The sequence below is a fragment of the Rufibacter sp. JT20002 genome (assembly GCF_056491185.1).
In genome coordinates this window covers 978,385-1,003,082 of sequence record NZ_JBSZJY010000001.1, presented here as the reverse complement: position 1 = coordinate 1,003,082, position 24,698 = coordinate 978,385, and the positions used below count along the sequence as shown (strand labels likewise).

General features: G+C 51.1%; 14 protein-coding genes. 8 read left to right on the top strand and 6 right to left on the bottom strand.

Features of this window, described 5'->3' with window-relative positions; genetic code table 11:
* Positions 1-48: 48 nt before the first annotated feature.
* Both ACW9SV_RS03930 and ACW9SV_RS03925 read right to left on the bottom strand, forming a co-directional pair.
* Positions 49-1,923, bottom strand: coding sequence for a sodium:solute symporter family protein (locus ACW9SV_RS03930; protein WP_479555431.1), 1,875 nt, complete (start codon positions 1,921-1,923; stop codon positions 49-51).
* A gap of 49 nt (positions 1,924-1,972) precedes the next feature.
* The gene (locus ACW9SV_RS03925) at positions 1,973-3,136 is read right to left on the bottom strand and encodes a glycoside hydrolase family 26 protein (RefSeq protein WP_479555430.1); all 1,164 of its coding nucleotides are present in this window, start codon (positions 3,134-3,136) and stop codon (positions 1,973-1,975) included.
* Between the two features lie 573 nt (positions 3,137-3,709).
* Here ACW9SV_RS03925 and ACW9SV_RS03920 point away from each other — a divergent pair.
* Both ACW9SV_RS03920 and ACW9SV_RS03915 read left to right on the top strand, forming a co-directional pair.
* A complete protein-coding gene (locus ACW9SV_RS03920) occupies positions 3,710-4,582 on the top strand; it encodes a helix-turn-helix domain-containing protein (protein WP_479555429.1) in 873 nt (290 codons plus the stop codon).
* A gap of 20 nt (positions 4,583-4,602) precedes the next feature.
* Positions 4,603-4,911, top strand: coding sequence for a hypothetical protein (locus ACW9SV_RS03915; protein ID WP_479555428.1), 309 nt, complete (start codon positions 4,603-4,605; stop codon positions 4,909-4,911).
* A 136-nt stretch (positions 4,912-5,047) separates the two neighbouring features.
* Here the strand turns inward: ACW9SV_RS03915 and ACW9SV_RS03910 are convergent, their stop codons facing one another.
* Together ACW9SV_RS03910 and ACW9SV_RS03905 are read right to left on the bottom strand one after the other, a co-directional pair.
* Positions 5,048-6,076, bottom strand: a complete 1,029-nt coding sequence (locus ACW9SV_RS03910) for a glycoside hydrolase family 5 protein (protein WP_479555427.1) — start codon at positions 6,074-6,076, stop codon at positions 5,048-5,050.
* A 149-nt stretch (positions 6,077-6,225) separates the two neighbouring features.
* Positions 6,226-8,610 carry a glycoside hydrolase family 3 N-terminal domain-containing protein gene (locus ACW9SV_RS03905; protein ID WP_479555426.1) on the bottom strand — a complete coding sequence of 795 codons (2,385 nt, stop codon included), beginning with the start codon at positions 8,608-8,610 and terminating at the stop codon, positions 6,226-6,228.
* A gap of 492 nt (positions 8,611-9,102) precedes the next feature.
* On the opposite strand from ACW9SV_RS03905, the gene ACW9SV_RS03900 reads away from it, so the two are divergent.
* The 6 genes from ACW9SV_RS03900 to ACW9SV_RS03875 all read left to right on the top strand — a co-directional run bounded on the left by ACW9SV_RS03900 (position 9,103) and on the right by ACW9SV_RS03875 (position 19,502).
* Entirely contained in the window at positions 9,103-13,272 is a 4,170-nt protein-coding gene (locus tag ACW9SV_RS03900) for a hybrid sensor histidine kinase/response regulator transcription factor (RefSeq protein ID WP_479555425.1), read from the top strand.
* 243 nt (positions 13,273-13,515) lie between these two features.
* The gene (locus ACW9SV_RS03895; RefSeq protein ID WP_479555424.1) at positions 13,516-15,312 is read left to right on the top strand and encodes a glycoside hydrolase family 9 protein; all 1,797 of its coding nucleotides are present in this window, start codon (positions 13,516-13,518) and stop codon (positions 15,310-15,312) included.
* 711 nt (positions 15,313-16,023) lie between these two features.
* Entirely contained in the window at positions 16,024-17,454 is a 1,431-nt protein-coding gene (locus tag ACW9SV_RS03890; RefSeq protein WP_479555423.1) for a sugar MFS transporter, read from the top strand.
* A gap of 159 nt (positions 17,455-17,613) precedes the next feature.
* Positions 17,614-18,051: a DUF1801 domain-containing protein gene (locus ACW9SV_RS03885; protein ID WP_479555422.1), complete on the top strand. Its 438-nt coding sequence runs from the start codon at positions 17,614-17,616 to the stop codon at positions 18,049-18,051.
* Between the two features lie 77 nt (positions 18,052-18,128).
* Positions 18,129-18,818 (top strand): helix-turn-helix transcriptional regulator, encoded by a 690-nt coding sequence (locus tag ACW9SV_RS03880; protein WP_479555421.1) that lies wholly within the window; start codon positions 18,129-18,131, stop codon positions 18,816-18,818.
* Between the two features lie 156 nt (positions 18,819-18,974).
* Positions 18,975-19,502 carry a DinB family protein gene (locus ACW9SV_RS03875; protein ID WP_479555420.1) on the top strand — a complete coding sequence of 176 codons (528 nt, stop codon included), beginning with the start codon at positions 18,975-18,977 and terminating at the stop codon, positions 19,500-19,502.
* A 480-nt stretch (positions 19,503-19,982) separates the two neighbouring features.
* Here the strand turns inward: ACW9SV_RS03875 and ACW9SV_RS03870 are convergent, their stop codons facing one another.
* Positions 19,983-22,121, bottom strand: a complete 2,139-nt coding sequence (locus ACW9SV_RS03870) for a glycoside hydrolase family 97 protein (RefSeq protein ID WP_479555419.1) — start codon at positions 22,119-22,121, stop codon at positions 19,983-19,985.
* Positions 22,122-22,417: 296 nt separating this feature from the next.
* A complete protein-coding gene (locus tag ACW9SV_RS03865; RefSeq protein ID WP_479555418.1) occupies positions 22,418-24,598 on the bottom strand; it encodes a glycoside hydrolase family 97 protein in 2,181 nt (726 codons plus the stop codon).
* Positions 24,599-24,698 lie beyond the last annotated feature (100 nt).

Below are 24,698 nucleotides of genomic sequence, written 5' to 3'. Positions count from 1 at the left end.
ATAAGGGTAAAGGGTTAAACGTGCGGCGTGTGTGGTGCCGCTGATTACTTATGATAGAGAAACTAATTTTCGTTTTAAAGCCGAGGCCACGCTGTCGCCGTCGTGGTCAAGCCGGTCCCACCAGGTTTTCTTGAGGATAACTCCCACTACCAGGATGATCCCAAGCACAACCAGCATTTCGGTGTGCATGCCCAGTACCAGGTAGATGGGAAGGAGGGTGAGTGCCATCTGGCCAACTATCCCAATGAGCACGTTGAACATGTCCAGCCAGAAGTTCTTGTTTTCCACAAAAGAGGGGTTCTCGGCCTTTACTTCCTGGGCCACTGGTCCCCAGAAACCCCACGGACGCACGTTGCGGTAGAAGCCTTTCAGGGTTTCCATGTCGGTAGGCGGAGCCAGGTAGGTGCCGATGATGCTACCCGCCAGGGAGATGAGCAGTAGGTACGGGAAATAATATAGGTCCAGGCCTTCGGTAAAGTAAGGGAAAACGAGCGCCGGGATAATACCGGCCAGCATGCCCCAGAAGAAACCGCTACCGTTGAAGCGCCACCAGTACCACTTGAGCACGTTGGCCGAGATGTAGCCTCCGTATAGACCGGCCACGATCCACTGCAGCAGGCTGTTCACATCTTTGGCGAACAAGCCTAGTACCATACTCACCAACACCACGACTACCCCTGTAAGATAGTTGATGCTGTTCACGGTTGTGTTGCTGGCTTTTGGGTTCACATATCGCAGGTACACGTCATTCACCAGATACGCCTGCGCCGCGTTCAGCGTGCCCGCGAAGGTTCCAATGAAGGCTGCCAACAAACCAGCCAGGATCAGGCCCATCAAACCGCTCGGAGCAAAGTTCTGGATGGCAGCCGGCAAAATGCGCTCAAAGTCAATCCCCTTCGCAGATTCCAGGTTAAGTTGGTCGTAATTAAGGATAGCCAATACGGTGAACCCTATGATCATCAAGTAGCGCGTAGGAATCAACACCACTGATACGAAACCGCTCATTTTTGCAGCATCCTGCGGAGACTTAGCCGAAAGCACTTTCTGCATGTCATAGCTAGGCGTTGGTCCAGCTAAACTGGCCAGCACGCCTTTGAACACCATCAGCATGAAGAAGATGCCAAACAAAGAGTAGCCATCGGCCTGAATCTTAGCATTCACCTCGTCAATAATGCCGGTCCAGTTCAGGTCATCCAGCGTAGCGCCAAAGAAGGGCGTTCTCCAACCTTCCGGTACGTTTAGCTGGGCAACGTCCAGGTTGTTCATGGCCAAAATTGCAATGGCCACCGCCGCGGCGGTCATGATTACATATTGGAGTACATCTGCCCACACAATACTAGCCATACCACCTAAAATAGAATAGAACACCGCGAAGAAGGTGAACAACATGCCGTAGAAATGAGGCACATACTCAGCCGGAACAGTAAAAGGCAGGTACGGCTGCACTACAGACCACGGCACGAAAATCTCCACGAACTTACCCAACCCAATGAAACCATACGCCAGGAAACCCATGCAGCTGAGTAAGGCAAACACCACCACAATGGCGTGTGATTTGTTTGAGTCTTTGCCGCGCCCGAAGCGGGTGAGCATCCACTCGGCACCGGTCGTCACGTTAGAGCGGCGCAGCCAGGCGGCCAGGAACATCATCAAGAAGATCTGGTTGAAGGACGGCCACAGCCACGGAATCCAGATGCTTTTGAGGCCGTAGACAAAGCCCAGCATCACCATCCACATGGTGCCTGAGATGTCAAACATGCCCGAGGCGTTGGAAAGGCCTAGCGCATACCAAGGCAAGGTGTTACCGCCTAGCAAATAAGCTTCTTTGTTGGCCTTGGCTCTCTTCTGCAAAATCAACCCGATGGCCGCTACCGATACCAGATAGAGGAGGATGATACCTACGTCAAGTGCTGTTAACTTCATGAGGTTTGTTTGATGTTAGTTGGTTGTAGGAGGTGACCGTGCCTTCTTTTTATTTAGCAGCCTGTTTGTCTTGCTGAACTGGTGCGTACAGGTTCTCTTGCTTCACCTTGTTGATAAAGAATACCTTGGGATTTTGGTAAAAGGCCTTGAAATTATCGGCCGATTTCTGGCCGGGATATGGGGCATAAAAATGGTCTGTTCTGGCGTTGCGCCACACCATGACATAAGACAGACCGGCGTCTTTCACAATAGGGGCAAGCACGTTCGTCCACCAGTCGGCCACGGGTAAGGTTTCTAGGCCGGTCTCGCTGAGGGTCCAGACCTTGTTTTTGTCCTGCCCGATCTGACGCAGGGTTTCTACCATCTGGCGGGTTTCCTTGACGAAATTCTGGTTAGACTGGGCAAGTTGCGTCTGGTCTGCGTTGGCGGGCGGGCGGTGATAGATGTCAAAACCCACAATGTCAACGTAGTCATCGCCGGGGTAACGCTCCAGGTAATCCTCGCGGGAGGTGAACCGATCGGTGGAGTAGGCGAACAGCAGGTTGTTGGCTTTCTTCTTGCGCAGATAATCCACGGTGAAGCGCCACATCTGCTTGTATTCTTCTGGCGAGCAATGCTTGCGACCCCACCAGAACCAACTGCCGGTGTGCTCATGCAGCGGGCGGAAGACCACCGGAATTAACTCGCCATTTGGGCCTTTCAGGCTTTTCATGAAACCAGCTAGGCCATCTAACCAGGACTTGTAGCGTTTCATGGCTTTCTTGTCTTTAAAGAGATGCTGAATGGTAGAGTCTGCCGTGTCCCAGCTGGTTTTAGAGGGATCAACCGGGTTGTTCAGGTGCCAGCTAAAGGTGTTTAGGCCGCCTTTGGCGTATACTTCCTGCGCATATTCCTTCATTTTCTGGAACGGAACGCTGTCCAAGTTCATGGGTTTGTCTAGTTCCAGGTGGCCTAGTTCCCAACCCACTACCGCCGGGTACTCGCCCACCACTTCCTTCACGTCTGATCGGCCGGGCTCATATTTCCAACCCACCCCATACGCCAAAGCATCCTGATGACCGAACATGATGCCCTTCTGCGAGAGGCGTTTCAGGTTGGCATACAGGTTTCTGGTTTCCTGGGTAGCTTTCTTGTTGATGGGTTGTAACGTCTGCCCAAGGGAGGAAAGGTGGGTAAATACCAGAAGGAGTGCTGCCAGTAAGATTCTAGTCATAGGTTCTGCTGGGTAAGTGATCTAAAACTAAGGTTAGATGTGTTTGCCACCACTTGGGTAAAAGGGGGGATTGGGTTGAGGTATGTCCTGTTAGGTAGTGCTTTCAAGAAAAGCAAAGGCAGAGAGAAGAAGCATTATGCCTCTACTTCTCCGTTCTTTCCAAGAAAGCAGACAGGGTGTTCCCCTACAATACAAAACTAGGTAGTTTTTAAGCGAAGGTGTAATACTATTTTATCGTTTATTTGATGGAATCTAGATGTGTTGTTCTTTATCATTAAAACCAACCTACTTTTTTAGCTTTTAACCGCTATTTTTAAGAAATAGAAATCTTGGCCTTGTAAAGGTGTTTTTTATAGTTTTTATAAAAACTGCTTACAAAATAGAGGTTATTTCACCAGGTAGAAGTTGAAAGCAGAAGAAAATAAGAAGAGTTATAAGAACTTGTTCTTGCTAAAATGATCGGTTGAAATGTATATTATGAACAAAGGGTTGAGCAGCTGACTAGTATTTTTTTAACCAATGGTTGATGAGTTCAGATCAAATTGTGTAACTTGACACAGTAATTCTACTGCTATGAGTGCCATTTACCGTGAGATTACCCCTCTAACTCAAAATGATTGCTTTACTCTGTTCTCAAGGGTGAAGGAGGAATTCAACTTTCCGCTCCATTATCATGAAGACTTTGAATTGAATTTCATCTACAATGCCGCCGGTGCCAAACGGGTAGTGGGAGACCACGTGGAGATTATTGACGATCTAGAGTTGGTGCTGGTGGGCAGTAACCTGCCCCATGGTTGGTTTACGCACCAGTGCAAAAGCAAGGAGATTGTGGAAATCACCATCCAGTTCCACCGCGATTTATTGGATGAGAAGTTTCTGCGCCGGAACCAGCTCAGTTTCATCAAAGCCTTGCTGGAACGAGCCAGTAAAGGCATTTCTTTCTCCCGCGAGATCAAGGAATCCTTTAGGCCGCGTCTGGAGCAATTGACCCAAAAGGGCGGTTTTGACTCAGTGCTGGAGTTGATCTCCATTCTGCATGACTTGTCCATTTCCCGCAACATGCGGACCCTCTCTAACAGCACCTTCACCTCAGACCAATTCAACTATTATTCCAGGAGAATTGAGAAGGCCTTTGAGTACATGCAGACCCACTATGACAAAGAGGTTTCTCTGGCCGATGTCGCCAAGGTGGTCAACATGCCCGAGGTTTCTTTTAGCCGCTTTATCAAAAAACGCACTGGAAAGACCTTTATCGAAAGCTTGAACGAGATCAGGCTGGGACACGCCTCACGTATGCTCATTGACACTACCGAGACTATCTCAGAGGTTTCTTTCAAGTGCGGTTTCAACAACCTGTCTTACTTTAACCGCATTTTCCGGCGCAAGAACGGGTGTACTCCCAAGGAATTCCGGCAAAACTACTCTGGTTCAAGGGTGTTTATATAAGTGTCGCCTAGGGTTTTGGAATGAAACGTAACCTGTTGCTGAACCTAGGTATCTGCTTACTATATTTCTGGTTAATTATTATCTGTACTTGGAATACATCAGGTGGTGATATCGCTGCAATGTTCTGCTTTACCATTTTGTTTCTTGTTCATCTAGTAGTGGTGCTGATCTTTGAAACAAAAAGCAGGAGAGTCACAAAATTTAGTTATCTGAAAGGGCTTCTGCTTGGATTAGCTTTGAGTATCTTGTCGTTTTATTTACTGTCAGAATATAGAATATTTAAACATGAGAAAGAAGGTGGAGACAAGGTTTTGACGGGAGAAGCCTAGATGTTATTCAAAGCCGTTTCCGTTGAGATCTGCCTAAAACGCCTTGCTTTAACATACTTTAAGCCTCAAAGCAAAATCCCCGCGTAATGGAATGTACGCGGGGATTTCTGTTGAAAAGCTGAGTTGAACAACCAGGTTAGGGTTGGGCTTTCTCTTGTTTGGCTTTCTCCAGCAGCTGTTGCCTTACCAGTTGCCCCGAAGTGCTGAGGTTGGCTTCGTTCCAGGGCGCTGAAACGCCGGTGCCAGGCTTCAGCGCCGAGGCTGCTTCGTCTTTGTCGGCTACCGACCAGTTGCACCAGGAGATTTGGTGTTGATCCAGGAAAGCCCACCAGGCTTTGGATTCAGCCACGTCCACTTTCCCGTTTCCGTCGGCGGCACAGGTGCCAAATTCGGTCACAAAAAGCGGGGCTCCTTTGTTAATGGCTTTGGTGGCGATGTCGCGCAGTTCCTGTTTGTGGGTGGCGGCGTAGTAGTGGAGGGTATAGGCTATGTTTTTGGCCTTGATGGGGTTCTCGGCCGCCTCGTCTACCCGTTGTGACCACATTCTGGTACCGCACACAATGATATTATCCGGGTCATGTTTCCTGATTTCCTGAATAACGGCCTCGTGGTACGGCTTTATCTCCGTGGCCCAGTCGGTGTTTTGCAGGGGCTCGTTGTAGGGTTCGTAGATAACGTTAGGGTAGTCGCCGAACCGCTGGGCCATTTCCCCGAAGAAAGCCTTGGCTTCAGCGGTGTGCTTATGCGCCTCGTGGTCGTGCCAGTCAATGATCACGTAAATACCTTCCTTGATGGCGGCTTCCACCACCGTGATCACCTTTTGCTTCTCGGCCTCGGGATTCTTGAGGTAACCACCCATGTCCACGCCCATGGCGGCTCGCACCACGGTGTTCTGCCAGTCATCTTTCAGCCACTTCACCACCGACGGGTTGTAAAAGCCGCCTTCCCACTGGCTCCAGAAGAAAGACATGCCCCGTAACTGCACCGTTTTTCCGTGCTGGTCTACCAGGCGGGTTCCCACAATGTTGAGGTCGCCGTGTTTCTCTACCGGGGTTTGAATAGCGGCAGGTTTGTCTGGAACGGTGCTTTTGCAGCTGAAGCAAACCAGGGGCAGCGCTACCAAAACGGCCGAGGTAAGACGGTAAATTTGTTTAACTGAGATCATGCACGTGCTGAGAGTTAAATGGAAGAATGACGTTTGGTTGCCAGAATAAGGGATGTGCGTGGCAACGTAAAGAAAACAAGCTTCCCGTTTTCGCCTGCTTTTGTGGAAACAGGTCATAAAACGGGAAGCTTGTTCAGGAAACCATTTGGTTATTGCAGGGTCACAACGGTTTTCAGGTCGCCTACCATCAGGTCAAAAGCGCCGGGCTCGGTTACCCATTTGCCGGCCTCATTCACGAAAGCCAAGTCTTTGGCCGAAAGGGTGAAGCTCACTTCCTTTTCCTCGCCGGGCTGCAGTGACACTTTAGAGAAAGCTCTCAGGCGTCTGGCGGCAGGGGTGATGCTGGCGTATTGGTCGTGGCTGTAGAGTTCCACCGCTTTCTTTCCAGCCTTGCTGCCAGTGTTCCGCACCTTCACGGTTACTCTCAGGTTGTCATTGTTTCCGAAGGTGGTTTTGTCTACGCGCAGGTCAGAGAAGGCGAACGTAGTGTAGCTCAGGCCATGCCCAAACGGCCACTGCGGGTTGAACCCACGGTTTCCGGCAGCGTTAGGAATGTCTTCCCGGATGATCTCAGTGCCTTTGTGGTCATAAGTCAGCACATCACCAGAGAATCTTGGGTACGTGAAAGGCAACACACCGTCTGGGTTGTAGTCCCCGAAGAGCACATCGGCAATGGCCGCAGCTCCGAAGGTAGCCGGTCTGTAAGCCATCACAATCGCATCAGCCAGTGGCTCTACGGAGGAAAGCACGCGTGGTCTGCCTTCCAATAACACAATGATCACCGGTTTGCCGGTTTCTTTGGCGGCTCTCACCAAGGCCAGTTGGTTTTCCTCTAAGTCAAGGTCATCAATCACGCCAGGGCTCTCGGCGTACGCTTTCTCGCCTAAGCAAAGCACAATGGCCTGGGCCTGGGCGGCGTCTCTTTTCAGCTGGGCCACGTTGTAATTGACCGCGTTGGTGAAATCAGCCACAGAACGGGAAACCACATTGTTCTTCCCGATTTCGGCAACCAATCCTTGCAACACGGTTTTGGCTTTGGTCGGATATTGTGACTCATCGGTTCCTTGCCAGATGTACGACCAGCTACCATGTAATGCCCCCAGGGTGTTGGCGGTTGGTCCGGCTACCAGAATCTTGGTTGTCTTCTTGAGCGGCAACACCTGGTTGGTGTTTTTCAACAACGTAATGCTTTCCAGGGCAGACTGCAGCGATACCTGGTCAAACTCCGGTTTGTGGATGGTGTTTTTCAGGGCCACATTTGGTCTTACCTGTTCAAACAAGCCCAGTTTCTTCTTCAGGGTCAAGATACGGCGCACCGAAAGGTTGATGCGTTCTTCAGAGATAGTGCCTTCTTTCACCAAGGCCACCAAGTGATCATAGAACGAGAAATCAGTAGGCACCATGCTCATGTCCAGACCAGCTTCCACGGACATTCTTACCGCTTCTTTGGGGGTTGCAGCTACTTTATGGCGGGTGTGCAGACGAATCACGTCTTCCCAGTCAGACACGGCCACGCCTTCAAAGCCCAGCTCGTTCCGCAGGATTTGGGTCAGGTAATACTTGCTTCCGTGTACCGGCACGCCGTTGATTTCACCAGAGTTAATCATTACAGTAGAAGCGCCGGCCTCCACGGCTGCTTTGAACGGCGGAAGGAAAATCTCGCGCAGCATCTGCTCCGGAATGTAAGAAGGCGTGCGGTCTTTACCCGTGGATGGGTAGGAGTAGCCCAAGAAGTGCTTCATGCAAGCGGCAACGGTGAAATCTGGTCCTTTGCCATTTTGCTCATACCCTCTGATGGCGGCGCTTCCCATGGTTTTCACCACAAACACGTCTTCGCCGAAGGTTTCCTCAAAACGAGGCCAAAGCGGCTGACGGCCCACGTCCAATACCGGATCGAAATTCCACGGAATACCGGCGGCTCGCGTTTCCAGGGCGGTGATCTGGGCCAGGCGGTTTACCAACTCGGGGTTACGGGTGGCGGCCATCCCGATGTTGTGTGGGTAAAGGGTAGTACCAGCCAGGTAGTTGTTTCCGTGGATGGCGTCAATGCCGTAGATCACCGGAATCTTCAGGCGGGTCTTGTCGGTCACGTCATGGATGGCGTTCAGGACGGTGTGCCACTCATCAATGGTGTAGGCGCGGCCTTTGACGTTCAGGATAGAGCCTACGTGGTGGTTCACCAAAACCTGGCGCAGCTTGGCAGTGTCAACCGTGGCTGCTTCGTTGTCTTTCAGGATGAGGTCAATGGTCAGCTGCGTCATCTGGCCAACTTTCTCTTCCACCGTCATTTTAGAGAGCAGGTCCTCTATCTGCTTGTCCCGGGCCTGAGAAGCCGGGGCAGTACTGGTAGCCGCAGACATGGATACTTCTGGTTTGGCAGTCTGGCCTGTCTGGGTAGAACTGCAGGCGTGCAGCCCCAGCGCTAATACCAACGCCATCGGGGTGAAATATTTCATTTTTCTGTTGATTGGTTTAAGGGTGTATTGCCGCTGTTGCACAAAGCCCAAAACAGTGGCAATACAAGTATAAAGCATCTTTCTGAGTAGACCTCCGGCAAAAAGCCTTCCTTAACAAATGAACCACCAAAAGGAAACATTTGATGCTTCTGCCATCCTGCCAAAGACCCTACCTTTGAGAATGCCGGCTTATAAAGGTGCTTGCCGAAGCTTAATAAACTCACGGTGGCCTAAGAGAAATTAGCGGTTCTGTTGCCAAAGTGATAACTTTAAGGAGCTAAAATTCAAAAAGGGGTAACAGGTGCTTTCTGGTCTGTTTTTTTAAACCTGCCGGAAAGCCCCTGCTCTGGAATAAGCCGCTTAGGATTGGTCTCCTGAAGAAAGGGTATGGAATGATAACCATTCTTACTGCTTCCAGGGGTTGGTGCCAGGCTTTTGTTTAAGGGTCTTTTTCTAAGAAGCAGCCTTAAAACAAGGAGGCTGCAGCAGGTGGTAGTGATTAGGATAAGTGTAAAGTAAAATAGGGGAACGCCTCTTGGTTTTGGGGCAAAATTCTACCGGATGTCACGCATGGGAGTAAATAGATGGATAGTAGTGGTGCTGGTGCTTCTGGGTTCCTTAACCCAAGTGCAGGCGCAATTGCCAGGGCAATTCAGGTTTTCGCTCATAGACATAAATCAAGGATTGTCCAGCAACCAGGTGAAGTGCTTTCTGAAAGACAGCCGCGGCTTTTTGTGGGTGGGCACCATTGCGGGCGGGTTGAACCGCTACGATGGCCATAAACTCAAAGTCTATAAGTACCAGTCAAATGACACCACCTCCCTCATCAGCAATGATGTAACCAAACTGATGGAAGGACCCGATGGCCGTATCTGGGTCCAGACCTTTCAAGGGAGTTGCGTGTTTGATCCCGTAACCGAGCAGTTTTACCGGAACCAGGACGCTCTGTTGAAACAATACAACCTGCCCACCAACAGCGTGGTGGAAGACATCCTGAAAGACAAGGACGGGAACTTCTGGTTTGTGCTCTCGGGGCAAGGGCTGGTGAAACACAATACCCGCACGCACAACTCCATCCACCTGAAACACACCTTCTCGGCCAAAAGCAGCCTTAGTACCAATAACATCTCGGCCATTGGCCAGACCTCCGGCGGTTCTATTTGGCTGGTGCACAAAAACGGCATTTTAGAGAAACTAGACGCAAAAACGCTGAAGGTAGTAGAGCGCAATGATGACATCTACCGCAAGTACAGCCAGGAAGCGCTGGATTACTCTTTGATGATTGACTCAGCTAATGATGTGTGGCTGTACGTGCGGGAGCGGGAAGGCGGCGTTTTCTTTTATTCCAGCACCGCCAAAGCTCTGCAGCATTTCCATAAAGACTCTCCCCGGCTACAGCTGAACAATAACCTTGTACGGGGGCTCATTGAAGAGGGTCCCGGCAAAATCTGGGTGGGCACCGACCACGGCGGCATCAACGTGATTGATAAGAAGTCTTTCACGGTGCAGTACATCCGGCACAACAAGGAGTTTGACCAAAGCCTGGCCCATAACAGCATCAATACCCTTTACAAAGATGACGAGGGCATTGTCTGGATAGGAACCTTCAAAAGTGGGATCAACTACTACCATAAGAACATTATCCGGTTTCCGCACCTAAAGCACCAGGCCTCGGTGCCGGGCAGCTTGCCGTTTGATGATGTGAACTCGTTTGCCGAGGATGCGAAAGGCAATCTCTGGATAGGGACCAACGGGGCCGGTTTGTTGTACCTGGACCGGACTACCGGCAAGTACACCCGCTATGCCCACAACCCCGCAGATGCCAACAGCCTCCCCAATGACGTGATTGTGAGTCTGCTCCTGGACCGGAACCAGCATCTGTGGGTGGGCACCTACATGGGAGGGCTCTCCAGGTTTGACGGTAAGAAGTTCACTAACTATAAAAACGAGTTAGGAAACCCGACCAGCTTATCAGATAACAGCATCTGGGATTTGTATGAAGACTCAAAAGGCAACCTTTGGATAGGTACCCTCAGGGGAGGTTTGGAACTGTTTGAGCCGCAGCAGAATGGATTTGTGCACTCCAACGTGGGGGTTGGCAAATTCCCCATCCATTGCAGTTACATTTCTTCCATCACCGAAGACCGCCGGGGCAATCTTTGGGTGGGCGGCGGCTACGGAATTGATGTTTTCAACAAAGAGACCGGTAAAAGCACTTACTTCTTCCATGATCCTAAGAACCCTAAAAGCCTGATCAGCAACAATATCACCTACATTCACCGGGACCGGCGCAATAACCTCTGGATTGGCACCACCGAGGGGTTGGACCTGTACAATGAGCAGGACAACTCCTTTACCCACTTCACCTCTAAAGACGGGCTGCCTAACAACACCATCACCACCATTCTGGAGGATAAAGAGGGGCATTTGTGGGTAAGTACCCATAACGGGGTGGCCAACCTCATCATCCAGAAAAAGGGGCAGGGGTATAGCTATGATTTCAGAAATTACGATGAGCTGGACGGGTTACAGGGCAAGGCTTTCAATGAGAACGCCGCGCTGAGAACCCACAAAGGAGAACTGATCTTTGGCGGGTCAAACGGGTTCAACCTCTTCTACCCGGGCAGCATCAGGAAAAACATGGTAGCGCCCAGAGTGGTGTTCACAGACTTCCAGTTGTTCAACAAAAGCCTGGAGACTAACAAGCCTTTCAACGACAGAGTTATCCTGCCAATCGCTATTTCAGACACCAAAGAGATTACTTTGGAACACGATGAGAACGTGTTCTCCATTGAATTCGCCGCCCTGAACTACGTCCATCCAGAGAAAAACAAATACCGCTACAAGTTAGTGGGCTTTGATAAAGAGTGGCACAGCATGGGCAACCATGACCGCAGAGTCACCTACACCAACCTGGACCCGGGGGAGTATGAGTTTCAGGTGATGGCCGCCAACAATGACGGGGTCTGGACCAAAACACCGACCAGTCTGAAGATCACCGTACTGGCGCCTTTCTGGCAAACGCCAATGGCCTTCCTGTTGTATGCCATAGTGGTGGTGGTTGCCTTGGTGTTAGTGAGAAGAATGGAGCTGAAGAAAGCTGTTGCCCAGTTTGAAAGAGAGCAGGAGAGAAGAGAAGCGCGGCAGTTGCACGAGTTGGATGTTCTTAAAATAAAGTTCTTCACCAACGTCAGCCATGAGTTCCGGACGCCATTGACCCTGATTCTGGCCCCTATTGAGAAGCTGTTGAAGTCAACTTCTGACCCGGAGATGGTCCTGCAGTTCCAGATGATCAACAAGAATGCCAAGCGGCTCCTGAACATGGTGAACCAGCTGCTTGATTTCAAGAAGATGGATGTGGAGGATATCCGGCTTTCCTTGTTTGAGGGCAATGTGGTGGCGTTTGTGCAGGAAACCGTCAACTCCTTTGTGGACCTCTCTGATAAGAAAAGCATCTCGCTGGCATTTCAGGCCAATGTGCCGGAATTGTATACCTCCTTTGACAAAGACAAGCTGGAGAAAATAATGTTTAACCTGCTTTCCAACGCCTTCAAATTTACCCCTGAGCACGGGCGCATAAGTGTGGAACTGAACAGCCATCCCTCTGATTCTGCTTCCGAAGGAATTAAGGTTTTGGAAATTAAAGTGAAGGATACCGGCATTGGCATTGCCAAAGAAAACCAGAAAAAGATCTTTGAACGCTTCTTCCGGGATGCGGTGCCTAGCCACATGGTGAACCAAGGCAGCGGCATTGGGCTGGCTTTGGTGCAGGAGTTTGTGAACCTGCATGGTGGCGTGATCTCCGTGGACAGCATGCCTAACCAGGGCAGCTGCTTCACCGTGACTATTCCAGTGAAAGAACTAAGCCAGGAAGTAAAAGCTGAGGTACCGACAGAGCAGCCGGAGCAAGTACTCAGCATTGAAGCGGAGCCCAAAAAGTTGCCAGCCGTTCCCTCTGCTGATCATAAACCAGTGGTGCTGATAGCGGAGGACAATGACGATTTCAGGTTCTACCTCAAAGATTGCCTTAAGCAGCACTTCAATGTGTTAGAAGCTAAAGACGGAAAAGAAGGCTGGCAAAAGGCGCTGTTCCACTTGCCAGATCTGATTGTGAGTGACCTCATGATGCCCGAACTGGATGGGATGGATTTCTGCCGGAAGATAAAGTTTGACCCCAGAACCTCCCAGATTCCGTTTGTGCTGCTCACGGCCCATGCCTCTGATGAAAAGAAACTGAAAGGCCTAGACGTGGGCGCCAATGATTACCTCACCAAGCCGTTCAACTTTGACATGCTGCTTTCCAGAATCAAAAACCTGATCTCGCAGCGCGAGCTGTTGCAGAAGGTATTTGAAAAGAAGATAAGCGTACAAGCCAGTGAAAACGAAATCGTGTCCTTGGACGATAAATTCATCCGGAAGGCCATCAAGTACGTGGAAGACAACCTGGCCGACCCAGACCTGTCGGTGGAGTTGATGAGCAAGGAGTTGGGCGTGAGCCGGGTGCACCTGTACAAAAAGATGATGGCTATTACCGGGCAGTCACCGGTGGAGTTCATCAGAAAGATTCGCTTGCAGCATGCGGCACAGTTTCTGGAAAAGAGCCAGTTAACGGTAGCCGAGGTCGCTTACAAGGTAGGGTTCAATAACCGCAAGTACTTCACTAAATACTTCAAGGAAGAATATAACATTCTGCCCTCGCAATACGCAGAGAGCCGGTTGGCGGAGAAGAAGGAAGGATAGGGTAGTTAATTCACTTTGCGGAGGTAATGTGTTTTAGGCGGCTTTTCAGGAAAACACGACCAAAAGGTTAACATCAAAGGGATAGATTAGAAACATTTGGTATCCGTAAGAGCCACCCACGCTGTCTATCTTAGCCAACAGAAAAGCAGTTGAAAATGCCCGCGCCAGAGAGGCAGGGCAGTAGAACAGAATAGTGATCTTGGGGGCAGCCTTGTGTTGGATCCCGCAATTTTGATTATACCCATGCATACTTTTTACAAGACCCTCAGCGGAGCCTTGCTCTGTTTATCTTTCTCCTGTGCCCAGGCGCAAACGGCTACCCCAGGTTTGGAAAGCATTCGCCTGAATCAAGTGGGTTTTTACCCAAATGCCGCCAAAGTAGCGGTAGTGGTGGGCGAGAACAAAGGCGGCAAGTTCTACCTCAAATCTCCCGACGGCACTAAAACGGTGTTTACCGGCCAGCTTTCAGAGAGCAAACCCACGGAACTGTCTAACAAGCCAACCCGGGTGGCTGATTTCAGTGGCTTCAGTGCCAACGGGACGTATGTTCTGGAAGTGCCCGGGGTAGGCAAATCGTATCCGTTTGAGATAAAGCCGCAGGTACACCAAGACGTAGCCGCCGCAGCCATCAAAGGATTTTATTACCAGCGTACCGCCATTGACCTGCCCGAGAAATATGCCGGCAAATGGCATCGGCCGGCGGGGCACCCAGACCAAAAAGTGCTAGTGCATCCTTCGGCGGCTTCGGCGCAGCGCCCGGCCGGAACCATCCTTTCCGCCCCCCTCGGGTGGTACGATGCCGGAGATTACAACAAGTACATTGTGAACAGCGGTATCACCATGGGCACATTGCTGTCGGCCTACGAAGATTTCCCGCAGTTCTACCAAAACCAGAAACTGAACATCCCCGAGAGCGGCAACCGGGTGCCAGATCTGCTGGATGAATCGTTGTGGAACCTGAGATGGATGTTTGCCATGCAGGACCCCAATGACGGCGGCGTGTACCACAAATTGACCAATCCTGCCTTTGACGGAATTATCATGCCAGAGAAAGCCACAGGCCCTCGGTATGTGGTGCAGAAAAGCACCGGGGCGGCCTTAAACTTTGCCGCGGTCATGGCCCAGGCCAGCCGGGTGTTTAAAAACTTCTCCAAAGAACTGCCGGGCCTATCAGATTCTTGCCTGACGGCTGCTACCAAGGCTTGGGATTGGGCTCAGAAAAACCCGAACGTAGCCTATGAGCAGGAAGCGATTAACAAGAGCTTTGACCCCGATATTTCTACCGGAACGTATGGTGATCGGGACTTTAAGGATGAGTTCCTGTGGGCTGCCGCTGAGTTGTACACCACTACCCAGAAAGAAAACTATTACAAGGCCGTGCCCATGCTGCCAGACACTAAAATGCCGTTGCCAAGCTGGGGACAGGTACGCTTGTTAGGGTATTATGCTTTGCTGCGGAACAAAGACAGCAAAGGGGCAGCCGTGCAGAAAGATCTGCCGGAAATTAGGAAGAGACTGCTTCAGATGGCAGATGATATGGTGGCTGGTGCTGCAAACGGGGCGTACCGAACCGTAATGGGCCGCGCCAAAGAAGATTACATCTGGGGCAGCTCCTCAGTAGCGGCGAACCAAGGCATTGCGCTGGTGCAGGCCTATAAACTTACCGGCGATAAAAAGTACCTGCAGGCCGCCCTTTCCAATTTAGACTATTTGCTGGGCCGTAATGCCGTAGGGTACTCTTTTGTGACCGGGTTTGGGGAGAAATCAACCATGAACCCGCATCACCGCCCTTCCATGGCCGACGGGGTAAAAGAGCCAGTACCAGGCTTGCTCTCCGGCGGAACTAACGGACAGGCCAACAAGCAGGATAAGTGCGAAGGCTACACCGCTAATACGCCAGATGAAATGTACGTTGATTCAGATTGCTCTTACGCCTCCAACGAAATAGCCATCAACTGGAACGCCCCGTTGGTGTACCTCACCGGAGCTTTGGAAGCCTTGCAGCAGCAAGCAGGCTTTGCCGCAAAAGGTGCCAAATAAGATTCTAGCTTTACGAGAATAAGCTCTTGCTTTAAAGACTTACTGTTTCCAATTGCCTGCAAGCAGGGAGAACGTTACTTATAAGTTTGCTCCCCTGCCTGCAGGTTATTGGTTATTCAACTCAGGGGCAAAGAAGAGTTAAGTGCATCATTTTAGGCAATCCTGTTCAAATTGGTAGCAGAAATAAGCCCTTGAAGCGAATGTTCATAAAACAAAACGAAAGAGTCGCTTGCTAGAGCTCCTTTCTCAGTTGGTGTCTTGTTGTGCCTTTTTCTAAGAGTAGGAGCTCCTCTCTTAACTTATCCAGATTTCTGGTGTTAAAATGTCTTTGGTTTCTGAGAGTTCTGTCCAAATCTTTTTGCTAAGTAACAGATAAGCATAAAATTGCTAAAAGCTTTTACCGTTATTTTAAGGTAGTTTTTCACGAAATCTGAAGATAAAACAGTATACTTGGAGAATCTATAAACGATAGATTTTTAATGGTTTCGGGAAGCTGCCTAGCCATCAAAAAAAGCTTAGTAGGAGAGGGTTGTTTTGCCCCTGTTTTACAGAAAATGACCTTCAAATGCAAACGCTTCAGAAGGGGCTGGCTTAAGTAGAAACCAATAAAATGTCTTCGTTGAAAGAGAATTGCTTCTCACGTAAGCAAACGACTTTCTGGTAAGCAGAAATTTTTAACAGTATCCTTCACCAAACAAAACACAAATACCTATGGCAGGAATCACAACGAGCGGCTCAGCCTCGGCTCCCGCAGCCACAGACGCGGGCATCCAAGGCAAGAGTTACACGGGCGCCCTGATGACGGTGACCATGCTCTTCTTCATGTGGGGCTTTATCACGTGTATGAACGACATCCTCATTCCCAAGCTGCAGCAGGTGTTCACGCTGCAGAACTGGCAGGCGATGCTCATTCAGACGGCCTTCTTTGGGGCGTATTTCATTGTTTCTCTTTTGTATTTTATCGTGTCCATAACCAAGGGTGACCCCATTCTGAAGATCGGGTACAAGAACGGTATCATTGTAGGGCTGGCGGTGACGGCGGTAGGTTGTCTCTTGTTCCTGCCGGCAGCAGATTCACACTCCTACGGGCTGTTCCTGGGAGCGCTGTTCGTGCTGGCCTCGGGCATTACGGTGCTGCAGATCACGGCTAACCCGTACGTGTCTATCCTGGGTCCGGCAGAGTCTTCCTCCAGCCGCATGAACCTGACGCAGGCTTTGAACTCCCTGGGGACTACCATTGCCCCAATCCTGGGCGGTTACCTCATCTTTGACCAGGTATCCAATGACGCTGCTAACGCAGACTCGGTGAAGATGCCTTATGTGGGGCTGGCCATTGCTCTGATCGTTATTGCGGTGATCATCAAGATTGCCCGCCTGCCACGCCTGACGGGCGGAGACGCGGCGGTTGCCAGCTCAGGCGCCTTGAAGCATAGGCACCTGGTGCTGGGGATTATCTGCATCTTCATGTACGTAGGCGGCGAGGTGGCCGTGGGCAGTATGCTCATTAACTACCTTAAGCTGCCGCAGATTGCAGGGCTGGATGAGTCTGAGGCCAAGCACTTCCTGTCTTTCTACTGGGGTGGAGCCATGATTGGGCGGTTCTTCGGGGCGGTAGCGTTGGCCCAACTGCGCAGCAACTCGCTTAAATACGGCATCATGGCCGGTATTGCGTTGGTAACCTTTGGGGCGGTGTACGCGCTCTACGATCTTGACCAAGCCCTGATAATCCTGGGGTTGATCGCGGTGAATTTTGTGGTGTTGTTGCTGGGTCGCTTTATCCCGAACCGCACGGTAGGGTTGTACGCCACGGCGGTGATCGTGCTGCTCCTGATCGGGACTTTTGCGCAGGGTAGTTTGGCCATGTGGGCTGTGATCGCCATCGGGTTGTTCAACTCCATCATGTTCCCAACCATCTTTGACCTGGCCATCAAAGGACTGGGTGCCGATACCAGCCAAGGTTCTTCGCTGCTGGTGATGGCCATTGTGGGTGGGGCCATTGTGCCGCCTCTGCAGGGCTTCCTCGCCGATGCCACGGGCAACGTGCAATTGTCTTTCATTGTGCCCCTGCTGTGTTACCTGTACATCATGTACTACGGCTTTGCAGGGTACCAGGTAAGAGCTACGGCCCCCCTGAGAAGATAACCTTATTTAACCCGATTTCCAGAAAACACTCTTGAAACGCCTTCCTGAGCTAAGCCTTGGGAAGGCGCTTTTTTTACCGGTTTACCTAGGCAGGAATTCATTTGCTTTGGCTATCTTCATCCTGACAGAAATGGGCCGTTTCACAAGGAAGGAGGGTACATGGAATCAGAACAGATCCAGAAATTTGACATCATAGAAGAGCTACTGGCGTTTCTGCCGCAGCAGGAACGGACCTTGGTGACGCAATTGCGCCAGACGGTACTGGAGTGTTTGCCCCAGTGTACCGAGAAGCTCTCCTATAATGTGCCTTTTTACGTGGGACACACCAGAATTTGCTTTATCTGGCCCGCTTCCATCCCCTGGGGAAACGTGGCTCCTAAAGGGGTGCAGCTGGGCTTTTGTAACGGAAATCTGTTGCAAGACGAGACAGACTACCTGGAGAAAGGGAAGCGGAAGCAGGTGTTCACCAAAACTTTCTTTCACCTGAAAGAGCTGAATTTTGACCTGATCAAAGTGCTTCTCTATGAGGCGGGCGAGGTGGATGACCAGCTGTTTGCCCAAAAGAGGGAAAGGGCCCGCATGCGCCCTAAAGCCTGAAATATGTTTTTAGCTTTGGGCCTACATCCTTTATGATTGGTCAGAAGCAACCTTTATTCTTTTAAACAAACTCGCCTATGAATCGGGTAGACAGGCTTTTCGGGATACTGACGTTGCTGCAGTCTAAGAAGTACGTGACCGCCGAGAAGATCGCCGAGGCGTTTTCCATTAGCGTGCGCACCGTGTACCGTGATGTGAAGGCGTTAGGCGAACAAGGCGTGCCCGTGGGCTTTGAGCCGCACAAAGGCTATTTTGTGGTGCAAGGATACTTTCTGCCACCCGTCTCCTTCACCTCCGAGGAAGCTAACGCGCTGCTGTTGATGGAGGCCATGGTCTTCGGGTTCACCGATAAATCCATCCACACGCACTATGCCTCGGCGCTGAGCAAAGTGAAAGCCGTACTGCGCACCACCCAGAAAGAAAAGCTAGACTTCCTGAACAACCACATCAAGCTGCAGCTGCCGCCGTGTATCAACAATGACTACGAGTACCTAGGAATTATTCAACAGGCCATCTCAGAGAAAACCATCCTGGAGATCGGGTACAAAAACAAAAAAGAGGAAGTTAGCAAACGGCAACTGGAACCCATCGGGTTGATCTTCTACGCCTACAGCTGGCACCTCATCGGGTGGTGCCACCACCGTCAAGATTACCGCGACTTCAGGGTATCCCGCATCCTTACCATCAAGAACACCAGACTGCCTTTCTGCAAAACCGAGCACATGGCCGTGAGCGAGTACATGAAGCAACTGCCTGTGCCGTATTGATTTGGGGGCTTGTTTGAAAGATATTTTTTAGGCTTGTTTTCAGAATACAGGCTTAAAGCAGAACTCAAAAAATAATTTTCATTTCCTAAAAGTAGACTGCCATAGGGTTGTCAGTGGGTGGCTATTTCTTTGTGTCATCACTAAACCACTAACCGTATGTCAGAGATGCAAACCACCGTCGCCACCACTACTATCCTAGATCTGCTCGCCAAAGAACTAGAGCAGGAAGCTGTCACCACCCATAAAATGCTGGAGCGCATTCCAGACGATAAGTACGACTGGAGACCCCACCCCAAAAGCATGGACATCCGGACTTTGGCTACACACATCGCGGATTTGCCATCTTGGGTAGGCATGACCCTGACGACCAGCGAACTGGATTTCGCCCAAAACCCCTACCAACCCAGAGTGGTGAAAACCACCTCCGAATTGCTGGCCTATTTTGAGGAAATGCTTGATGATGCCAGAAAACACTTCATGGAAAACACCGATGAGTACCTGAACGAGGAATGGACCCTCAGAGAAGGAGACACCATCTATCTCACCTCCACTAAATACGATGTATTGCGCATGACCATGAGCCAGATCATCCACCACCGGGCACAGCTGGGTGTGTTCCTGCGCTTGCTCAACGTACCTATCCCCGGCAGCTACGGCCCCAGCGCCGATGAGACGGGAATGTAAGAGTATCTGCAATGTGAACTTGAAATTAATTCTATTCACTTAGTTAGAGATTCTTTCCTCATTTATCCCTCGTGCCTCTTATCACGCGTTCCGTCCCCCTTTGAAGGGGGTAGAGGGATGACAAGGCCGTTTCAAGAACCGTTCTGCTTTTGTAATAGAAGTATGCAGTACTCGGGCAAGGGCAACCACAATGAATTGTCCCTACATTTCGGAAATGCCGTTATCAGCAGGAGTGAATCATCCCCCTACCCCCTTTAAAGGGGGACGATATGCGTGTAAGAACCCCTCTTCAGAGCTGCGCTCGCTGCCTCAAACTCTCGTTTGGGCAATCCTCAAGGGAAGAATCTATTCGCTGAAACAGTGATACAGGCAGCAAGTCAGTTAGATGTATTAGAGATCCTGATCACATTACTAGCGTAAAACAAAAAGCCCCGTCAATGTATTTGACAGGGCTTTTTGTTAAAACAGGTGGGAAACTCCTTACAGCTTAGGCAAGTCTTTTACTTCCTTCTTGCTGCCTTCTTTGATGCTGATGGCCACGCCGCCGCTAGAGGCTAGGCGCTGCTTGATGACACTGTTAGGAGTCACCACTACTTTTCTGATGGTATAGCTCTGCGGTTTTTTGTCATAGCTGGCGTCGGCACCGTCGGCGTAAATGGTGGCGATGTACTGCTTGCCTTTGGGTAGGAAAGAGAAGTTCACGGTTGCGGTGCGCGGGTTCTCATCAGTGACGCCGCCTACATACCACTCGTCTTTGCCTTTGGCTTTACGGGCAGTGGTCACGAAATCGCCGGGCTCAGCTTCCAGTACGTAGGTGTCGTCCCAATCCACGGCCACGTCTTTGATGAACTGGAACGCATCCGGGAAGCGGAGGTAGTTTTCAGGCAAATCGGCGGCCATCTGCAGTGGGCTGTACATGGTCACGTAGTAAGCCAGCTGTTTCACCAACGTAGTGTTCACGCGCTGTTTGTTGTTGGTGCCGTAGATAGATAAATCCGTTTGGAAAATGCCGGGGGTGTAGTCCATAGGACCACCCATGAGACGGGTGAAGGGTAGAATAGTGGTGTGTTCCGGCGCCAGGCCACCCATGGCTTCAAACTCGGTGCCGCGGGCCGACTCCTGCGCGATCCAGTTCGGGAAGGTGCGGTTGAGGCCGGTGGGGCGAACGGCTTCGTGGCTGTTGACCATGATCTTGTAATCGGCGGCGGTGTTGGCTACGTGAATGTAGTGGTTCACCATCCACTGGCCGTCATGGTGCTCGCCGCGTGGAATGATCTGGCCCACGTAGCCGGTTTTCACGGCGTTGTAGCCATTGTCCACCATAAACTGGAAAGCAGGGTGCAGGCGGCGCTCATAATTGGTAGCCGAGGCCGAGGTCTCGTGGTGCATCATAAGCTTCACCTTTTTAGAGGCGGCATAGCGCTGTAGTTCCTTCACATCGAAGTCTGGGTACGGGGTGGTGAAATCAAAGACGTTTTCCTTCCAGTTCCCGATCCAGTCTTCCCAACCAATGTTCCAGCCTTCTACCAGTACCGCATCAAACCCGTGCTCGGCCGCGAAGTCAATGTGTCTTTTTACGTTCTGGGTGGTGGCGCCGTGGCGGTTGTTGGGTGTGAGTTTGCTGAAATCCTGGTCCAGTTTCACGTTGTTCTCGGTGCCGTAGGCCCAGGTGCTTTTGCCGGCTACAAAGTATTCCCACCAAACACCGATGTATTTCACGGGCTTGATCCAGGACACGTCTTTGTATTTGGTAGGTTCGTTCAGGTTCAGAATCAGTTTGGAGGCCAGGATGTCCGTGGCTTTGTCGCTCACGATGATGGTGCGCCAAGGCGTCTGGGCATCGGTTTGCATATACCCTTTGTTGCCCACGGCATCGGGCACCAGGTGCGATTTCATCCGGAGGGTCTTGGCATCCACTTCCAGGTCCATGGCCGGGTAATTGATGAGTGCTGCCTCATGAATGTTGATATACAGGCCATCAGAAGATTTCATCATGGAAGGCGTCTGCACCGATGGTTCTTTGATAGGCGTCTGCGCCGTGATCTGCACCGTGGCTTTCTTCTGCAGACCCGGAATCTCCGATACTTTAGACGTGGTGTACGGATACTCATTCGTGTCATAATCGCCCGGAATCCAGAAGATCTTGTGGTCGCCGGCCAGGTTGAATTGCGTCTGCTCTTCCTTGATCACGAAGTAGTTCAGCTCTTTCTGTTTCGGGAACTCGTAGCGGAAGCCCAGTCCATCGTTGAACAACCGGAACCGCAGACGAAGGACGCGGTCTTTTTGCGCCTTCTGGGTCAACGTTACCAATAGTTCGTTGTAGTTGTTCCGGATGGTTTTCTGCTCGCCCAGCACTGGTTCCCATGTGTCGTTCACCGACTGCAGCTCAGTTTTTGTCACCGTGAAGCCATCCAGGAAAGAAGCCACGTCTTTGGTCTCAATACCCAAGGTGCTGGGCTTGATCACCGGTTTTTTCTTGTACGTCAGTTGGTAAGAGGGGACGCCTTTCTCCTTCAGTTCAAACTTGAAGGTGAGGTTTTTGTCTGGCGAAGTGAGCGTCTGGGCCTGCAATTGCGCCGTAAAGACGCAGGCCAGGAGCAAGAGGAAAATTTTCTGCATAGAATAAATAAGGATATAGGTATGGAGTACGGGTTGTTTCTCAGCCGATTTTAGGAAAACAGTCTTGAAACAGTTTTCTCTCTCCGAACGTCAGCGGGTGAGGCTGAAACCAGAGGAAAGTGTTGTGCAAGTTAAAGGCTCCTTTTTGATTTACGGCTCCTTTTCTGAAAAGGACTCATAAACGCAGCAAAGGTTTAGAAAGGAATATCGGCCTCAAGGTGTATAAACCAGAAACGGGCTGACCGGAAAACCCGCCAACCCGTTTCTGCTGTATTTTATGGAATGAGAGCTTAAAACTACTTTCCGGTAGCCTCCACAAAGCTGATGGCGTACCCACCGCCCGGTGCCACAAACTGCGACAGCTTGGACTTACTGGTCACGTTCACCTTCCGAATATTGTAGGCCTGCGGATTGGTTTTGTAGTGGGCATCCTTGGCATCGGCGTAAATGGTGGCCACGTACTTTTTGCCCTTGTCCAGGAAGTCCAGCTTGATGTTGGAAGTACGGGCGTTGTCGCCGCCCACGCTGCCCAGGAACCATTGTCCGGTGCCTTTCGCCTTGCGGGCCACGGTGATGTACTCGCCCGGCTCGGCCTCCAGGTACTTGCTGTCGTCCCAATCCACGGCTACGTCTTTGATGAACTGGAACGCATCTGGGAAGCGGTCATAGTTCTCGGGCAAATCAGCGGCCATCTGCAGTGGGCTGTACATGGTCAGGTACAGGGCCAGCTGGTTCGCCAGCGTGCTGTTTACGTGCGACTTGTTATCGGGGTTCAGCTTGCTCAGGTCCATCTCGAAAATGCCTGGCGTGTAATCCATCGGGCCGCCCAGCAACCGGGTAAAAGGAATCAAGGTCACGTGGTTCGGCTTGGACCCTCCGAAGGATTGGTACTCGGTGCCGCGGGCCGACTCGTTCCCGATGAGGTTAGGGTAGGTGCGGGCAATACCGGTAGGGCGCACCGCCTCGTGGGCATTCACCATGATCTTGTACTCGGCGGCTTTCTCCAGGGCGTGCTGGTAGTGGTTCACAATCCATTGGCTGTAGTGGTTCTCGCCTCGCGGCAGGATATCACCCACGTACCCGCTTTTCACCGCATCGTAGCCGTTGTCTTTCATGAACTGGTAAGCTTTGTCCATGTGGCGCTCGTAGTTGCGTACCGAGGACGAAGTCTCGTGGTGCATGATCATCTTCACGCCTTTGGATTTTGCGTACTCGGCTATTCCCTTCACATCAAAGTCCGGGTACGGGGTCACGAAATCGAACACGAAATCTTTGGAGTTCCCGAACCAGTCTTCCCAGCCTACGTTCCAGCCTTCTACCAACACGCCGTCAAAGCCGTGCTTGGCCGCGAAGTCAATGTAGCGCTTCACGTTGGCCGTGTTGGCGCCGTGAGTGCCGTTGGGTTTGGCCTTGGAGAAATCAGTAATGCCTATTTGCACGGTAGGGTAATCGTTGGTGTAGGACCAGGTGCTTTTGCCGGTGATCATCTCCCACCAAACGCCCACGTATTTCACTGGTTTGATCCAGGAAGTGTCCTTGATCTTGCTGGGCTCGTTCAGGTTGTAGGTCATCTTGGAAGCTAGGATGTCGCGGGCGTCATCGCTCACGATTACCGTGCGCCAAGGGGTGCTGCGCGGTGCCTGCATGTAGCCTTTGTCACCAACGGCATCAGGCGTGAGCCAAGACTCAAACACCATGTTTTTGTCGTCCAGGTTCAGGTGCATGGCCGGGTAATCGATCAAGGCAGCTTCGTGCAGGTTAATGTACAGCCCGTCGTTGGATTTCATCATCAAAGACGTCTGCACGCCGGTAGGCGAGAAAGTAGTCTGTGACAGGTTGTTCGTCACAGCTTTGGACATGATGCCCCTGATCTCCGACAGTTTGGACGTGGTGTAGTCATATTCCTGCGTGTCGTAGTCGCCCGGAATCCAGAAAGCGGTGTGGTCACCAGCCATGCCAAACTGGGTTCTCTCTTCCTTGATCACGAAATAGGTCAGGTTCTTCTGGGTAGGGAACTCGTAACGGAAGCCCAGGCCATCATCAAACAAGCGGAACCGCACCACCATTCTCCGGTCGGTGCCTTTCTGGTTGAGGGTCACGGCCAGTTCATTGTAGTGGTTCTGGATGGTTTTCACCTCGCCCCACACCGGGTTCCAGCTCTCCTTCACGGAAGAAGTCTTGGTTTCCGCTACCGTGAAGTTGTCATGCAGCGAAGCCTGTTGGTTTACGGCTTTCTGGTCCATGTTGGCATCTGACCCGCCCGAGGCCGCTGCTGCATCTTTGGTCTTCAGCTCAAAGCCCAATTTGCTGGGTTTGATGACCTGCTTGCCTTTGTAGGTAAGGGTATAAGTAGGCACCCCGTTGCCCTGCAGCGAGAAGCGCATGCTGAATTTCCCGTCCGGTGATTTTAATTCCTGCCCTTGAGCGATTCCCACGAAAAACACCATCAGGAGGATCAATAAAGAAAGTTTACTCATGTTTTATATGCGATTGTTGAATGGAATCAATAAAGCTACTTGATTTTGACGAGACGAAAGCAATTCAAGACGGCTTAGCTAAGTTGCCAACGTTTGCATC